Source organism: Mycobacterium sp. IDUB_17 (assembly GCF_055419465.1).
In genome coordinates this window covers 779,936-794,229 of record NZ_JBVAXS010000002.1, presented here as the reverse complement: position 1 = coordinate 794,229, position 14,294 = coordinate 779,936, and the positions used below count along the sequence as shown (strand labels likewise).

General features: G+C 68.1%; 14 protein-coding genes. 2 read left to right on the top strand and 12 right to left on the bottom strand.

Annotated elements, in window-relative coordinates; all coding sequences use genetic code 11:
• Nucleotides 1-10: 10 nt before the first annotated feature.
• The 4 genes from ACZYZ7_RS10985 to ACZYZ7_RS10970 are packed head-to-tail and all read right to left on the bottom strand — an operon-like array spanning nt 11 to nt 3,890.
• Nucleotides 11-823, bottom strand: a complete 813-nt coding sequence (locus ACZYZ7_RS10985; protein ID WP_450071982.1) for a thioesterase family protein — start codon at nt 821-823, stop codon at nt 11-13.
• Between the two features lie 34 nt (nt 824-857).
• Nucleotides 858-1,703, bottom strand: a complete 846-nt coding sequence (locus ACZYZ7_RS10980; RefSeq protein WP_450071983.1) for a sugar phosphate isomerase/epimerase family protein — start codon at nt 1,701-1,703, stop codon at nt 858-860.
• Nucleotides 1,704-1,748: 45 nt separating this feature from the next.
• Nucleotides 1,749-2,888, bottom strand: a complete 1,140-nt coding sequence (locus tag ACZYZ7_RS10975; protein ID WP_450071984.1) for an FUSC family protein — start codon at nt 2,886-2,888, stop codon at nt 1,749-1,751.
• A gap of 30 nt (nt 2,889-2,918) precedes the next feature.
• Complete coding sequence (locus tag ACZYZ7_RS10970) at nt 2,919-3,890, bottom strand: Ppx/GppA family phosphatase (protein WP_167857989.1); 972 nt, start codon at nt 3,888-3,890, stop codon at nt 2,919-2,921.
• Nucleotides 3,891-4,039: 149 nt separating this feature from the next.
• Here ACZYZ7_RS10970 and ACZYZ7_RS10965 point away from each other — a divergent pair, with 149 nt between their 5' ends.
• Nucleotides 4,040-4,861 carry a hypothetical protein gene (locus ACZYZ7_RS10965; protein WP_450071985.1) on the top strand — a complete coding sequence of 274 codons (822 nt, stop codon included), beginning with the start codon at nt 4,040-4,042 and terminating at the stop codon, nt 4,859-4,861.
• Here ACZYZ7_RS10965 and regX read toward each other — a convergent pair.
• The 6 genes from regX to ACZYZ7_RS10935 form a co-directional block, all read right to left on the bottom strand.
• Nucleotides 4,843-5,529: a two-component sensory transduction protein RegX gene (regX, locus tag ACZYZ7_RS10960; RefSeq protein ID WP_054603396.1), complete on the bottom strand. Its 687-nt coding sequence runs from the start codon at nt 5,527-5,529 to the stop codon at nt 4,843-4,845. The genes ACZYZ7_RS10965 and regX overlap by 19 nt on opposite strands.
• Before the next feature lie 8 nt (nt 5,530-5,537).
• The gene (locus ACZYZ7_RS10955; RefSeq protein ID WP_167857990.1) at nt 5,538-6,725 is read right to left on the bottom strand and encodes a sensor histidine kinase; all 1,188 of its coding nucleotides are present in this window, start codon (nt 6,723-6,725) and stop codon (nt 5,538-5,540) included.
• A gap of 143 nt (nt 6,726-6,868) precedes the next feature.
• A complete protein-coding gene (locus ACZYZ7_RS10950; RefSeq protein ID WP_450071986.1) occupies nt 6,869-7,612 on the bottom strand; it encodes a phosphoglyceromutase in 744 nt (247 codons plus the stop codon).
• Nucleotides 7,613-7,727: 115 nt separating this feature from the next.
• Nucleotides 7,728-8,228, bottom strand: a complete 501-nt coding sequence (locus ACZYZ7_RS10945; protein ID WP_135458485.1) for a type III secretion system chaperone family protein — start codon at nt 8,226-8,228, stop codon at nt 7,728-7,730.
• A gap of 2 nt (nt 8,229-8,230) precedes the next feature.
• Nucleotides 8,231-9,532 (bottom strand): D-inositol-3-phosphate glycosyltransferase, encoded by a 1,302-nt coding sequence (gene mshA / locus ACZYZ7_RS10940; RefSeq protein WP_450071987.1) that lies wholly within the window; start codon nt 9,530-9,532, stop codon nt 8,231-8,233.
• 10 nt (nt 9,533-9,542) lie between these two features.
• On the bottom strand, nt 9,543-10,883 hold the full coding sequence (locus ACZYZ7_RS10935) for an ROK family protein (RefSeq protein WP_450071988.1): 1,341 nt from the start codon (nt 10,881-10,883) through the stop codon (nt 9,543-9,545).
• A 191-nt stretch (nt 10,884-11,074) separates the two neighbouring features.
• Between ACZYZ7_RS10935 and ACZYZ7_RS10930 the strand changes: the two genes are divergently transcribed.
• Entirely contained in the window at nt 11,075-11,821 is a 747-nt protein-coding gene (locus tag ACZYZ7_RS10930) for an SDR family oxidoreductase (RefSeq protein ID WP_450071989.1), read from the top strand.
• A gap of 21 nt (nt 11,822-11,842) precedes the next feature.
• Here the strand turns inward: ACZYZ7_RS10930 and ACZYZ7_RS10925 are convergent, their stop codons facing one another.
• Nucleotides 11,843-13,171 carry a L,D-transpeptidase gene (locus ACZYZ7_RS10925; RefSeq protein WP_135458491.1) on the bottom strand — a complete coding sequence of 443 codons (1,329 nt, stop codon included), beginning with the start codon at nt 13,169-13,171 and terminating at the stop codon, nt 11,843-11,845.
• Nucleotides 13,172-13,177: 6 nt separating this feature from the next.
• Complete coding sequence (locus ACZYZ7_RS10920) at nt 13,178-14,284, bottom strand: UDP-N-acetylmuramate dehydrogenase (RefSeq protein WP_450071990.1); 1,107 nt, start codon at nt 14,282-14,284, stop codon at nt 13,178-13,180.
• Nucleotides 14,285-14,294 lie beyond the last annotated feature (10 nt).

Genomic DNA, 14,294 nt, shown 5'->3' with positions numbered 1-14,294 from the left:
CAGGGCCGTGTCAGCCCGGCGTGGGCACCATCGCCAACTGCCGCGTCTGCACGATGATCCGGCCCTCGCAGTCGACCACGATGTGGTCCTCGTCGAACCAGTCCTGGCCGATCTGAACCGAGGTGCACATCACCCGCAGCCAGCCATCGGCCGGCAATGCCCGCAGATAGGCCGTCAGCTGGACCGTGGGCGCCCAACCGGTGCGTTCCACGGCAAATGTCACCGGAGCCGACACATCGCCGCAGAGAAGGGCGAACAGCACGTCGGGAGCGACTCCCTTCGGCCGCACCCAGTACTCGAACACGGGTGGACCGCCATCCGTCCGCGGGCCCATGGTGTGCAACGCCGGCCGGATGTCACAGCCGTGTGCCAGGTGCACGATGTGCTCCATCGGATGGCCGGGACCGATCGGCTCCAGACCCGGCGGCGGTTCCGGCGTCATCAACGGCACCACCGGGTTGAACGACAGCAGCGGGGGCACGTGATGTTCGGGCTCGCCGAGGGTCACCGACACCGTGACCGCCGTGCGCTCCCCCTGACGGAGCTCCACGTCCACCAGACCGATCCGGCGGCCCCGCTTGCGCACCGTGGTGACCACCTGCATCGGACCGGGATCCGGTGCCCAGAGGAAGTTCCCCGACACCGCTAGAGGTTGCGCCGACGTGCCCAACTCGGTGCGCGCGGCCTTGGCGCACAGCGCGAGCATCGCGCCGCCGTGCACCTTCGGCCCGATCGTCCAATGCTCGTTGAGCTCACCGTGATAGACGCCGTCACCGGCCGGCGTCAGCGCCATGGCGTCGGTGAACAGGGTGGAGCCAGTCATGTACGAGTCCTTTTTGCAGGGGCCGGGTCAGGTTTCAGCGCAACAGGTGGGTACGGGCGAATTGCAGCGATTCGGTCAGCAGCGCCTCGCGTTCGGCGGCCGTCTTGGCCGCCGAGGTGGTGACCTCCAGGACGACGTGGCCGGAGAAATTTCCCGCGGCCAGCATCCGGCACACCTCTGCGGTCGGCTGGGTGCCGCGGCCCGGGACCAGATGCTCGTCGGTGGACGCGCCCTTACCGTCGCACAGGTGCAGGTGCACCAGGCCGTCGCCCATGCGCCGGGCCATGTCCATGGCGTCGGTGCCTGCGGTCGCGGTGTGGCTCAGATCGAGCGTGTAGTGCGCGTGATCGCCGTCCAGCGGGTCGTAGGACGGCGCGAACGCAGAAATACCCGGGCCGGGTCGACCGCCGCGCTTGCGCATCCGCTCGATGGACGTGCCGCCCGCCCCGAAGAACCGGTCGGCCCGAAACGGGAACATGTTCTCCACCGCCACCAGGACCTCGCTGTCGGCCTCCAGTCGGGCGACCTGCTCGCTGAAGCCCTCGGCGTAGCGGCGCTGCCAGCGGAACGGCGGATGCACGACGACGGTCTGCGCGCCCAGTTGTTCGGCGGCCCGCACGCTGCGTTCCAATTTCGGGATCGGGTTGGCGCCCCACACCCGCTGCGAGATCAGCAGGCAGGGTGCATGCACCGACAGCACCGGCACCCCGTAGTGCGCGGACATCTTGGCGACGGTGTCGATGTCCTGGCTGACCGATTCCGCCCACACCATCAGCTCGACACCGTCGTAGCCGAGTCGGGCGGCGTGCTCGAAGGCGGCCTCCGTCCTCAGCGGATAGACCGAAGCGGTGGACAGGCCGATCTTGATGGCTGGGCGCACAACCAATTGTGTACCGCCGTACTAACTCGGCCGCAGCGCCGCGGCCTAATTCGCCTGCAGCAGAGCCAATGGTCCGAAGGTGACCAGCGCTCCGACCGCCACCGCGGTCAGCGTGCTGCCGATGTCCTCGGTCTTGCGAACCACCCGCACGCCACCGGCCAGGCCGAGAATCACCAGCACGCCGAGCACCAGCGCGACGATGGTGTTCCACTTCCACAGCTGGTCGAAGGCGATGAACAGGCCGGCACCGAAGCCCACCGCGATCACGCACTGCCCGACGATCCACATTGCGCGAACCAGCGGGGAGCTGGGCGGCTGATCCTCGTCGAATTCGTCGTGCTCGTCGAAGACGTCGGCTTCATCGGCGCCCTCGGACAGCCCTTCGTCCTCGAGGTCGATGTCGTCGACGCCGCCGCGGGGACGACGGGCGCGGTCGTCGGCGCCGGACTCGGCGCCGAACAGTGGCCCGAGCGAGGAGTAGGAACGGTCCCCGTACTCATCGTCGTAGTCGTCGTATGCCGCGTCGTCGGTGTCCACGTCGCGGACATCGCGAGCGTCGGCTTCGACCAACGTGTCGACCGGCTCGGCCGCATCGTCCTCGTGGAGGTCGTAGAGGGGATCAGGACTCATCCGCTCGGCGCCGGTGCCCGACGGCTGGTAGTCGGGCGCCGAGCGCTTGTACGGCGCGCGGCGCGGGCGTGGCCGGAATTCGACGGGTTCCGGATCGGCGTCGCGCGCAGCCAGGTGCGCCTCGTAGTCGTCCTCGGCGTCGGTGCGCACCTCAACGGGTTCGGCCGGCCTGGCGGCCGGTTTGGCCCGAGGCGGCCTGGAGACACCGCCGCGACTCCCGCTGCGGACCCGCGGCTCATCACGCGGCTGCGGTTGCTCACGCGGCTGCGGCTGCTCACGCGGCTCGCGGGGTTCATCCAGGATCGGTGCCACGACGGCGGTGTCGACCAGTGGATCAGGGGCGGGAACCGATTCACCGCGGGGTTCGAACTCGATGTCGTCGGTGATGATCGGGATTTCGCCGGTGAGTTCGGCGACGGTCACCGCGTCGCTGTTACCGCGACGGCGCCGACGGCGACCGCCGACCGGGGGCGCCCCGATCGTCCCGTTCTTCGCCAGCAACTCCGCTACCGAGATCGGTCGGGTGCCGGATGGGCTGTTCTCTGGTCCTGTCATACCTATGTTGCCTTTGGGGCTAGCTTTTCCTTAACGTGCGGCGTCGCGCGCCGACGTCTCTACCAAGGCTGTGCCGTCGGCCTCGCTGTCGAGTTTCCGCAGAATCAAACCCTCCCGCAAAGCCCAGGGGCAAATGTCGACGGAATCGATCTCCAGTGCTCGCATACTAGCTTCAGCTACCAAAGCACCGGCCACGATCTGTGGTGCGCGCTCGGCACTCACCCCTTCCAGTTCGGCACGGTCAGCCGCTGTCATCCTAGAGATGAAAGCTATGAGCTGTCTTAATCCAGCCGCGGTGAGGGTCCGCTTGACCCGCGGGCCTGCCCCTGAAGGGGCCGCGCCCGTGAGCCGCGCCAACGACCGGAAGGTCTTCGAGCTCGCCACCGTGAGATCCGGATTCCCGGCCCGGCGCATGGTGGCACCGGCGTCGGCGAGTTCGGTGGCCAACCAGTCCCGCAGCATCGCGACCCGGCGCCGCCCAGGTGGGTCTTCGGTCAGCCATTCCCTGGTCAGCCGCCCGGCACCGAGCGGGAGCGACAGCGCCACCTCGGGCTCTTCGTCGACCCCGCTGGACAGCTCCAGCGAGCCGCCGCCGATGTCGATGTTGATGATTCGACCGGCGCTCCAGCCGTACCAGCGGCGCACCGCCAAGAATGTCAGCCGGGATTCGTCGACGCCGCTGAGCACCCCGAGGGACACCCCGGTCTCGGCCCGCACCCTTGCCAGCACTTCCTCAGAGTTCGTGGCGTCGCGCACCGCAGAGGTGGCAAACGCCATCAGTTCGGCACAGCCCGAGCTGGTGGCAATTTTGGCGAACTCGTCGACGGTGGCCACCAGGCTGTCGGCACCCTTGCGGGTCAGCTTGCCCGAGTTGTCGATCGCCTCGGCCAGCCGCAGGGCCGCCTTCGTGGAGCTCATCGGGGTCGGGTGCCCGCCACGGCGCGCATCCACCACGAGGAGATGCACCGTGTTACTCCCGACATCGAGCACGCCTAACCGCACTGCACCAACCTAACCGCAGTCGAGAGGCGCTTCGTGGCCGGACCACCCGCAACCTTCGGGATGGGCAGGCCAGGCTTGTGGTGTGTCCCACTCCGCGTCGTACCACGGTTGGGAAATGCGTTACGGCGTATGCGAGTACCGTTTGCGCCGTGACAGATGTGCATCCCGGCGAAGTCGAACTCGACTTTGCCCGCGAATGGGTGGAGTTCTACGACCCGGAGGACGCGACACATCTGATCGCGGCCGATATGACGTGGTTGTTGTCCCGCTGGACGTGTGTGTTCGGCACACCGGCCTGCAAGGGCACGGTCGAGGGCCGCCCGGACGATGGCTGCTGCTCCCATGGAGCGTTCCTTTCTGACGACGACGATCGGGCCCGGCTTGACGACGCGGTCAGTCAACTGACCGATGAAGACTGGCAGTTCCGCGACAAGGGCCTGGGCCGCAAGGGCTACCTGGAAGACGACGAGTACGACGGCAAGCCCAACCTGCGCACCCGGAAGTACAAGGGCGCATGCATCTTCCTGAACCGTCCGGGGTTCGCCGGCGGAATCGGGTGTGCGCTGCACAGCAAGGCCCTCAAGCTCGGTGTCGAGCCACTGACCATGAAGCCCGACGTGTGCTGGCAGTTGCCGATCCGCCGCAGCCAGGAGTGGATCACCCGGCCCGACGAAACCCAGATCCTGCGGACCGTCATCACCGAATACGACCGGCGCGGCTGGGGCGAGGGCGGTGCCGACCTGCACTGGTACTGCACCGGTGATCCCGCCGCGCATGTCGGCGCCCGCCCGGTTTTCGAGTCCTACGCCCCCGAGCTCATCGCGGTGCTCGGCGAGAAGGCCTACGCCGAGTTGGCCGCGATGTGCCGGCGGCGCAGCGCGCTGGGGCTGGTCGCCGTACATCCGGCGACCAGCGCGGCCGAGCATCGAGCGACCCCGGCCTCCAACGGGGTTCAGCCCTCCAGCTTGTAGCCGAGACCGCGCACGGTCACGAGGTGCACCGGGTTGGCCGGGTCTGCCTCGATCTTGGAGCGCAGCCGTTTGACATGCACGTCAAGGGTTTTGGTGTCGCCCACGTAGTCGGCGCCCCACACCCGGTCGATGAGCTGGCCTCTGGTGAGCACCCGCCCGCTGTTGCGCATCAGGTACTCCAGGAGGTCGAACTCCTTGAGCGGCAACGTGATCTGCTCCCCGTTGACGCTCACGACATGCCGTTCGACGTCCATCCGCACCGGGCCGGCCTCGAGCACGCCGTCGCCGATGGCGCTGTCGTCGGTGTCGGAGCCGCGGCGCAATACCGCCCGGATCCGCGCGATCAGCTCGCGGGCCGAATACGGCTTGGTGACATAGTCATCGGCACCCAACTCGAGGCCGACAACCTTGTCGATCTCACTGTCACGCGCGGTGACCATGATCACCGGCACGCTGGATCGGGCCCGCAGTTGCTTACAGACATCGGTACCGCTCATCCCGGGCAGCATCAGGTCCAGCAGGACGATATCGGCGCCGGAGCGCTCGAACTCGGCCAGTGCGGAGGGACCATCGGCCACCACGGTGGCCTCGAAGCCTTCCTTGCGGAGCAGGAATGCCAGGGGATCGGCCAGCGACTCCTCGTCCTCAACGATCAACACGCTGGTCATCGGTCTCGCTAATCCTCTCGGTCGTCTGAGTCACTTGTGGACTCATCGGTATCGGGATAGGCCGGAATCGACAACGTGAATGTCGACCCGGTGCCCGGCTGACTCCACAGCCGGATGGTTCCGTTGTGGTTGGCGGCCACGTGTTTGACGATCGCCAGGCCCAGCCCGGTACCGCCAGTGGCGCGCGACCGGGCCTTGTCGACCCGGAAGAACCGCTCGAAGACCCGCTCCTGATCGGCCTTGGCGATTCCGATACCGCGGTCGGTGACCGCGATCTCGACACTCCCACCCCGCCGGCGCCGGCTGATGGATATGCCGGATCCGTTGGGCGAGTAAGCAATTGCATTCGACACCAGGTTGGCGATCGCGGTCACCAGCAGGGTCTGGTCGCCCAGCACCCGGTAGCCGGTCGGGGCGTCGGTGGTGATCGAGATGTCGGCCTTGTCGGCGGCCACCTTGTGCCGCGACAGCGCTTCGGACACCACGGTGTCGACGTCGACGGCGCCCAGATCGGGCAGCCGCTCGGCGCCCTGCAGCCGGGACAGCTCGATCAGCTCGCCGACCATGTCGGCCAGCCGCAGCGATTCGGCCACCATCTTGTCGGAGAAGCGGCGCACCATGTCCGGGTCGTCGGCGGAGGCCTGCAACGCTTCGGCCAGCACGCGCATGGCGCCCACCGGGGTCTTGAGCTCATGGCTGACGTTGGCGACGAAATCCCGCCGGGTCGCTTCCATCCTGGCGTGTTCGGACTGGTCGTCGGCGTAGACGACGGCGAAACGGCGGTCTTCACCCGACAGCAGCCGCACCCAGCCGCGCACCGAGATACCCGAACGTCCGGGGTGCGGAAGCTTGCGGGGCGACAGGTCGACGTCGATCGGCTGGCCGGTGGCGAATACCTGCTCGGCCGCCCGCCAGGCCCGGTCGTCGAGAAGCCGGTCGCGCACGACGCCCAGCTCGGAGGCCCGGTCGTTGGCGTAGACGACGTCGTTGAACGTGTCGACCACGACGATGCCGTTGGGCGCTGCAGACACGATGTGCTGCAGCATCTGCGACACAGTCAGGCCGGCCTGATCAGCTTCGCGACGCTGCCGGTTGGCCACGAGGCGAGGGGCGACTGCGGCGGCCACCCCCGCACCGACGATCAGCGCGAGCAACGATACGACCGCAGTCAGCAGTAACGCCGACACCAAGCTCACGCGAAAATCGTACGCACCCGGTGAACGTCATCCCAGCAGCGTGCGACCAAAACGGGACATGTCACACCGTCAAATACAGGAGTTCGGCTGTCGTTAACCCCCGGTAACCTGCTGTTTGCCCGCAGGCCCGAGTGTCCAGCGAATTATTTCTTGGCACCCTGCGCGGCGACCGCGGCGGCCCCGGCAGCGGCGGCCTCGGGGTCGAGGTACTCCCCGCCCGTGACCAGGGGCTTGAGGTTTTCGTCGAGTTCGTAGAGCAGCGGGATGCCGGTCGGGATGTTCAGGCCGACGACTTCCTCGTCGGACATGCCGTCGAGGTATTTCACCAGCGCACGCAGCGAGTTTCCGTGGGCCGCGATCAGCACGGTCTTGCCGGCCTTGAGGTCGGGCACGATCGTGTCCTCGTAGTACGGCACGAACCGGGTCACCACGTCCTTGAGGCATTCGGTCAGCGGGCCGCCGCCGATGTCCGCGTAGCGCGGGTCGGCGTCCTGGCTGAACTCGCTGCCCTTCTCGATGGCCGGCGGCGGGGTGTCGTAGCTGCGGCGCCACGCCATGAACTGCTCTTCGCCGTACTTCTCCTTGGTGGCGGCCTTGTCCAGGCCCTGCAGGGCGCCGTAGTGCCGCTCGTTGAGCCGCCAGTCGCGGTGTACCGGGATCCAGTGCCGGTCGGCGGCGTCCAGGGCGAGGTTCGCGGTGGTGATCGCGCGGCGCAGCAGCGACGTGTAGACCACGTCGGGCAGCACGTCATTCTCGACCAGCAGCTTGCCGCCGCGGACGGCCTCGGTCCGGCCCTTGTCGGTGAGGTCGACGTCGACCCATCCGGTGAACAGGTTCTTCTGGTTCCAGTCGCTCTCACCGTGGCGGAGCAGGATCAGCGTCGGCATGCAGAGGATCTTCTCACGGTCGCGGTCGCGCCGGCCGAGCGTGGGTGCTGTGCACGTATTCGGGCGAATCCGTGTGCACAGGGCCCACGCTCGCGCGTGAGCCTGAGCCTGAGACTCAGTCCTCGATCAGGTGCTCGAATGCCTTGAGGTTCTTCAGTGACTCACCGCGCGAGACCCGCCACTCCCACTCCTTCTGGATGGAAGAGCGGAAACCCAGCTCCAGCAAGGTGTTGAAGTCGGAGTCGACGGCCTCGAGCACCTGGCCGAGCACGCGGTCGATCTCCTCGGCGGTGACCGAGTGCAGGGCCATCCGGCCGACGAGATAGATGTCGCCGACATTGTCGAGGGTGTAGGCGACGCCGTAGAGCCTGCGGTTGCGCTTGAGCAGGAACCGGTAGACGCCTTCGAAGTTCTCGTCGGGCTTGCGGCACACGAACGCCTCGATGCGTACCGAGTGCTCGCCGATGCTCAGGATGGTGTTCGTCTTGAGCTTCCGTTCGCCGGGCAGCTCGACGATGATGCCGGGCAGCCCGCCGTGGGCGCCCTCGTGCCGGTGGTAGACGAGCTCGTGCTCGTCGAGGGTGTCGGTGATGATCTGTTCGACGCCGGTGCCCATGGTTATGCCCGCACCCCGCGACGCAGTGCGAACCGCCGCCCGGGACGACGGCCGGGCCTGCGGTGCCGGGACCGGTAGTCGCTCATCGCGTGCGCGTAGCTGTCCAGCAGGGCGTCGACGGTGTGCCCCCAGGAGAACTGCGCGGCGTGGGCCGCTGCGGCCACGCTCAGTGGATCCGGATCGCGCTGCAGCACGCCGTCGATCGCGGCGGCCCAGTCGTCGACGTCGTGGCCTTCGACCAGGGCTCCGCTGACCCCGTCGGCCACCGCGACCGGCAGACCGCCGACCGCGGCCGCCACCACCGGGGTACCGCAGGCCTGGGCCTCGATGGCGACCAGGCCGAAGGATTCGGAGTAGCTGGGCACGGCGACCACATCGGCGGCGCGGTACACGTTGACCAGCTCGTCACGGGACTGCGGGGGCAGGAAGGTCACGCGGTCGGTGATGCCCAGTTCGTCGGCCAGGCGGATCAGGGTGTCGGGCTCGGCCAGGCCGCTGCCGGACGGTCCGCCGGCGACCAGCACCCGGACCCCGGGCAGTTTGGCCGCGGCGCGCAGCAGCACGTCGGGCGCCTTGAGCGGCTGGATCCGGCCCACGAACGCGACCACCTGCTCGTCGGGCGCAATGCCCAGGATTGCCCGTGCCGCGGCGCGATCCCCCGGGGTGAACGCATCCAGATCGACGCCCGGATGTACCACATCGATCCGTCCCGGATCAGCTTGATGCAGTGAAACCAGTTGCTGTGCTTCATGTTCGGTGTTGACGATGAGCCGGTCGGCCTCGTCGACCACCTGCTGCTCCCCCACCGCACGCAACGGCGGCTCGGGTGAATCCCCGGCGGCCAGCGCGGCGTTCTTCACCGCGGCCAGGGTGTGCGCGGTGTGCACCAGCGGCACCGCCCAGCGGTCGCGGGCCAGCCAGCCGACCTGACCGGACAGCCAGTAGTGCGAGTGCACGACGTCGTAGTAGCCGGGCTCATGGGTCGCCTCGGCGCGCAACACCCCTGCGGTGAACGCGCACAGCTGGGTGGGCAGGTCGTACTTGTCCAGGCCCTCGAACGGCCCGGCCACCACGTTGCGCACCAGCACGCCCGGAGCCACCTGCACCACCGGGGCGTCCGACGACGAGGTGGCCCTGGTGAAAACCTCCACCTCGACACCGCGCCGGGCCAGCTGCAATGCGGTCTGCAACACGTAGACATTCATCCCGCCGGCATCACCGGTACCCGGCTGCGCCAGCGGCGAAGTATGTACGGATAGCACCGCAACGCGGCGCGGAATCTCGAGGTCCGGGGCTAGACGCACACAGACATGTCTACACCGCTGCGGATCGGCGGGTTTGAGCGCGCCGCATGGCACCGATCGGATCGGCGTACAGACCGCCCAGCGAAACGATGCCGGCACTGGCCTCCTGCACCCGGTTTCCGAAGGCCGTCAGCCGGATATCGCGGGGCCCCAGCACCGAACGCCGCGCGACGGCGTCCTCCACGACGGACATGCCCTCCGGGTATTCGGTGAAGGCCTGGCCGCCGAGCACCAGATCGTCGGGGTTGAGCAGATCACGCAGGAGCGCGACGGCCTCGCCGAGCACCCGGGCCCGATCGGCCAACAGCTCGACCGCCTTCTCGTTGCCCTGCCGGGCCGCGCGCAGCACCGTCCCCAGGGTCGAGGACGGGCCTTCAGCCGGGATGATCCGCAACTTGCGGGCCGCGTTGAGTACCGCCTCGTCACTCACGGTGGACTCCAGTTGTCCTGTGCCACCGAGCAATTCAGACTGCGCAGGCAGACCGGCGATAGTGCCTGGTCCGCTGGCCGGCGAGTGCACCCGGCCGTCGATCGACAGCGCGTAGCCGACGGTCTCGCGGGCATACACGTAGAGACTGGTCCGGGACGGGGCGCCGACGGACTCCGGCGAGGAACGCCGTCCACCCAGCAGCAGTTCGGCACCGGCCATCGCGTCGACGTGTGAGGCGACCGACACCGGCAACCCGAGGGCTTCGGCGAGCACGGGCCCCACCGGGGCATCGACCCACCCCAGTCGGGGGTGATCGAGATACCCGGTGGCGCTGTCGACGACGCCACCGGCGGCGATACCGACCCACAACGGACGACGGCGGTGCCAGCGGCTCAGGTAACGGCGGGCGCTGGAGGCCAGCGTGGCCAACGCCGCGGACTGCGATCCCGACGGGGTCGGCGTCTCGACCACGTCGAGGGTGCGACCGAACAGGTCGGTGGCCACGATGCTGGTGGTGCGGGCACCGATGTGGATGCCGAGCGTGAGGTAAGGCTCGTGGTTGACCTCGACGGGAACGCGAGGCCGTCCGATGGCCCCCGAAACCGCGAGATCGGCACGCTCACGCAGGATTCCGGCTTCGAGCAGCGCGGTGACCTGACGGTTGACGGTCGCGATGCTCAGCTGGGTGAGCTGCGCGATGGCGTCCCGGGCGATGGGGCCGCGGGTGCGGACCGCGCTGAACACCGATGCCGCGGCGGCATCGGGCACCTTCAGCGACGGCGCGACGATGTGCAGGAGCCGCGACTGCGGATAACGCGAGGCGGCGGCCAGGGACCGGGAGGTGCGCGCCGACGTGCCGGACGAGGAGACGGCGGCATTACGGGCGGGATTCCGGCGGGGAGCGGCGATGACGGTGGTCACGTGAATTGTCCTTACTGATTTGTCGGCTGGTGGGGAGAGACCACACCTGGCGACTCAGCAGGACGGGAAAACGGTGTCCGGGTTCAGTCAGGCGCGGCGGGGTGCGCGACAACAACACGCACGCCGCACGAAGCGGGACTGGAGACTTCCGGACACACGAAGAACTTAGCACGCCATCTAATGTTGGTCAGGTGACGACATCTCAGTCAGACAAAAGAGTGGCAGTGGTGACCGGCGCCAGCGCGGGAATCGGTGCTGCAACCGCCAAATCACTTGCCGGCCTGGGATTTCATGTTGTCTGCGTAGCCCGCCGGGCCGACCGGATCCAGGCGCTGGCCCAGGAGATCGGCGGGACCGCGATTGTGGCGGACGTCACCGACCAGGCCGCCGTCGACGCCATGGCGGCCCAGTTGGACCGGGTGGACGTGCTGGTGAACAACGCCGGCGGGGCCAGGGGGCTGGAGCCCGTACTGGACGCCGACCTGGAACATTGGCGGTGGATGTGGGAAACCAACGTGCTGGGCACCCTGCGGGTCTCCCGGGCGCTGTTGTCCAAGCTCATCGCCTCCGGCGACGGCCTGATCGTCACGGTCACCTCGATCGCGGCGTTCGAGACGTACGACGGTGGCTCGGGATACACCGCGGCCAAGCACGGCCAGGGTGCGCTGCACCGCACGCTGCGCGGTGAGCTCCTCGGAAAACCGGTGCGGCTCACCGAGATTGCGCCGGGCGCAGTGGAGACCGACTTCTCACTGATGCGCTTCGACGGCGACCGGGAACGTGCGGACAACGTGTACCGGGGCATCACCCCGCTCGTCGCCGAAGACGTCGCCGAGGTGATCGGCTTCGTCGCCTCGCGGCCGTCACACGTCAACCTCGACCAGATCGTGATCCGGCCGCGCGACCAGGCGCCACACGGGCGGTTCAACCGGAAATAGCCGCCAGATCAACGCAGGGCCCTAGCCCCCGGGCGCGGGCTTCGGCGGCGTGGTGGTCGTGGGAGTACCCGACAGCGTGGGCGCGTCCGTCGGTGTCGCCGGCGCGCTGGCAGGCAGGTTCGCCGGTGAGTCCTCCGAGGACAACGCCGACATGGACTTCCACTCGTTCCAGTCCACCGCCCAGTCCCAGAGGTCGCCGTCGGCGTAGGACAGGTCGATGCGGGTGCCGGTGACCTCGACGGGGTCGCCGTAGATCGCGCTGTTGAAGTACTGCTGCGAGTTCTCCAGGTTGAGGTTGATGCAGCCGTTGGTGACGTTCGTGTTGCCCTGCGCCCCGATGCTGTTGGGGTTGCAGTGGATGAACTCGCCGTTGTTGGAGATCCGCACCGCGAAGCGCTCGTGCACGTTGGAGTAGCCCGCGGCCGGGTTGGTCATCCAGAAGTCCTCGTACTTCTCGGTGACCACGTGAATACCGCTGCGGGTGACGTTGCGGTCCAGATCGCCTTCGCCGTAGCTGCACGGGAAGTCCATGATCGACGCGCCGGACCCGTCGAACACCTGGATGCGGTGGGTGGACGCATCGGCCTTGACCAGCTGGTGGCGGCCGATCTCGATGTCGAGCGTGGAGTCGGCCGCACCGTAGGCGCCGTCACCGAAGCTGATCCCGTACAGCGGCGCCTTGACGCTGACCTTGGTTCCGGCCGGGTAGTACTCCCTGGTGCGCCAGTGCACACGCGAGCCCCCGGCCTCGTCGGGCAGCCAGGCCCAGCTGCCCTCGACCGCAGGCGTGGTGGTGACCTGGAGGGCCTTTTCGACGGTCGCGCGGTACTTGTCGTCGATCGCGGCGTCGAACTGCAGGATGATCGGCGCGGCCACGCCGACGACCTGGCCGTCGGCGAGCTGGAACTGACCGTTGACCTGTTTCTGTGGGGCGACGGTGGTGAACTTGCCCTGCACGGGTTCGGCCTTGCCGTCCTTCCCCACCACGGCGCCGGCCCACGTGTAGGTGGACTCGTAGCCGAGGGGTTCGGTGACAGTGAACGCGGTGCGGTCGCTGTTGAATTTGCCGGCGACCGCCTTGCCGTTGGCATTCGTCAGGCTGACGCGCTGGAACGAGCCGTTGTCGACCTTCACTCCGACCGGCGCGGTCGGCAGCACATCCTCGGAGTCGGCGGCAGGCTCGTAGGTCACCGTCGGCGCCGTCGGCTCCTCGGCCTGAGGCTTCGAGATGGGTGATTCTCCCGAGCAGGCAGCCAGCAATCCGGCTCCCATTCCGACGGTCAACACCGTCAGGGCACGCCGCCGATTGAACAACGGCGCATCGGCCTCTATATCACCGGCAGGGCTCACGTGGATCTAGGGTACTGATAGTTCGCACCCAATCAGAATCGGCTCGGGCTCCAGAGTGATCCCGAAGCGGTCCCGGACACCCGCTTGCACCGCTCTGGCCAGGGCAATCACGTCGGCACTGTTCGCCTCGCCACGATTGGTCAAAGCCAGCGCATGTTTGGTGGAAAGTCGCGCGGGAGCGCCGTCGCCGGGGTAGCCCTTCCCGAAGCCGGAGTGCTCGACGAGCCAGCCGGCGGCCAGCTTCACCCCATCGGGCGCGGGGTAGTGCGGCACCGGTCCGGCCTCTTCCGCCCCGGCGCCGGCCCGGAAAGTGGCCTGCACCCGCTCGAACTCGGCCTGCGTCACCACCGGGTTGGTGAAGAACGATCCGACGCTCCACGTGTCGTGGTCGTTCGCGTCGAGCACCATGCCTTTGCCCGCGCGCAACTGCAGCACGGCCTGGCGAACTCGCAGCGGGTCGGCGCGCTCCCCCGGTTCGACGCCCAGCGCATTGGCCAGCTCGCGGTAACGCAGCGGGGCGCTTCGCCTGTCCTTGGCCCCATCCGCAGTCAAGGCGAACTCGACTTCGAGCACGATGACGGCATCGGAGTGTTTGAGGATGCTGGTGCGGTACCCGAACTTGAGTTCTTCCGGTGCGGCCCAACGGACTTCACCCGTGCGCCGGTCGAGTAGCCGCACCCGGCTGATGGTGTCGGCGACCTCGGCCCCGTAGGCGCCGACGTTCTGCACGGGGGTGGCCCCGGCCGATCCCGGTATCCCGGACAGACATTCGAGCCCGCCGAGCCCGTGCCGCAGTGAGGTGACGACGACATCGTCGAACACCGCGCCGGCCTCGGCGCGCAGCAGGTTGCCCTCGACCGTGACGGCGGTGTTGGCCACGCGCACCACGGTGAGGTCGGGCATCGTGTCGGCCAGGTCGTCGGCCAGCACCACGTTCGAACCACCTGCCAGCACCAGGATCGGCTCGGCCACGGCGCGCAGCACATCGACGAGCTGGTCGGTGCTGGTGCAGGTGAGCACCCGGGGTACCACCGGGCCGACCCGCAGTGTGGTCAGCGGCGCCAGCGCAACCGCCTCGGCGACTGCGACACCGGCAACATACGAACTGACCACGGGCCGTAAC

Bases quoted from the DNA above. Each gene is read 5' to 3' on its own strand.
- ACZYZ7_RS10945 (WP_135458485.1), bottom strand. From the start codon at position 8,228: ATGGGCACCGGCGTCGAACAGATCATCACCGACACCCTCGACGAGCAC.
- ACZYZ7_RS10975 (WP_450071984.1), bottom strand. From the start codon at position 2,888: ATGACAGGACCAGAGAACAGCCCATCCGGCACCCGACCGATCTCGGTA.
- regX (WP_054603396.1), bottom strand. From the start codon at position 5,529: ATGACCAGCGTGTTGATCGTTGAGGACGAGGAGTCGCTGGCCGATCCC.
- ACZYZ7_RS10985 (WP_450071982.1), bottom strand. From the start codon at position 823: ATGACTGGCTCCACCCTGTTCACCGACGCCATGGCGCTGACGCCGGCC.
- ACZYZ7_RS10950 (WP_450071986.1), bottom strand. From the start codon at position 7,612: ATGCCGACGCTGATCCTGCTCCGCCACGGTGAGAGCGACTGGAACCAG.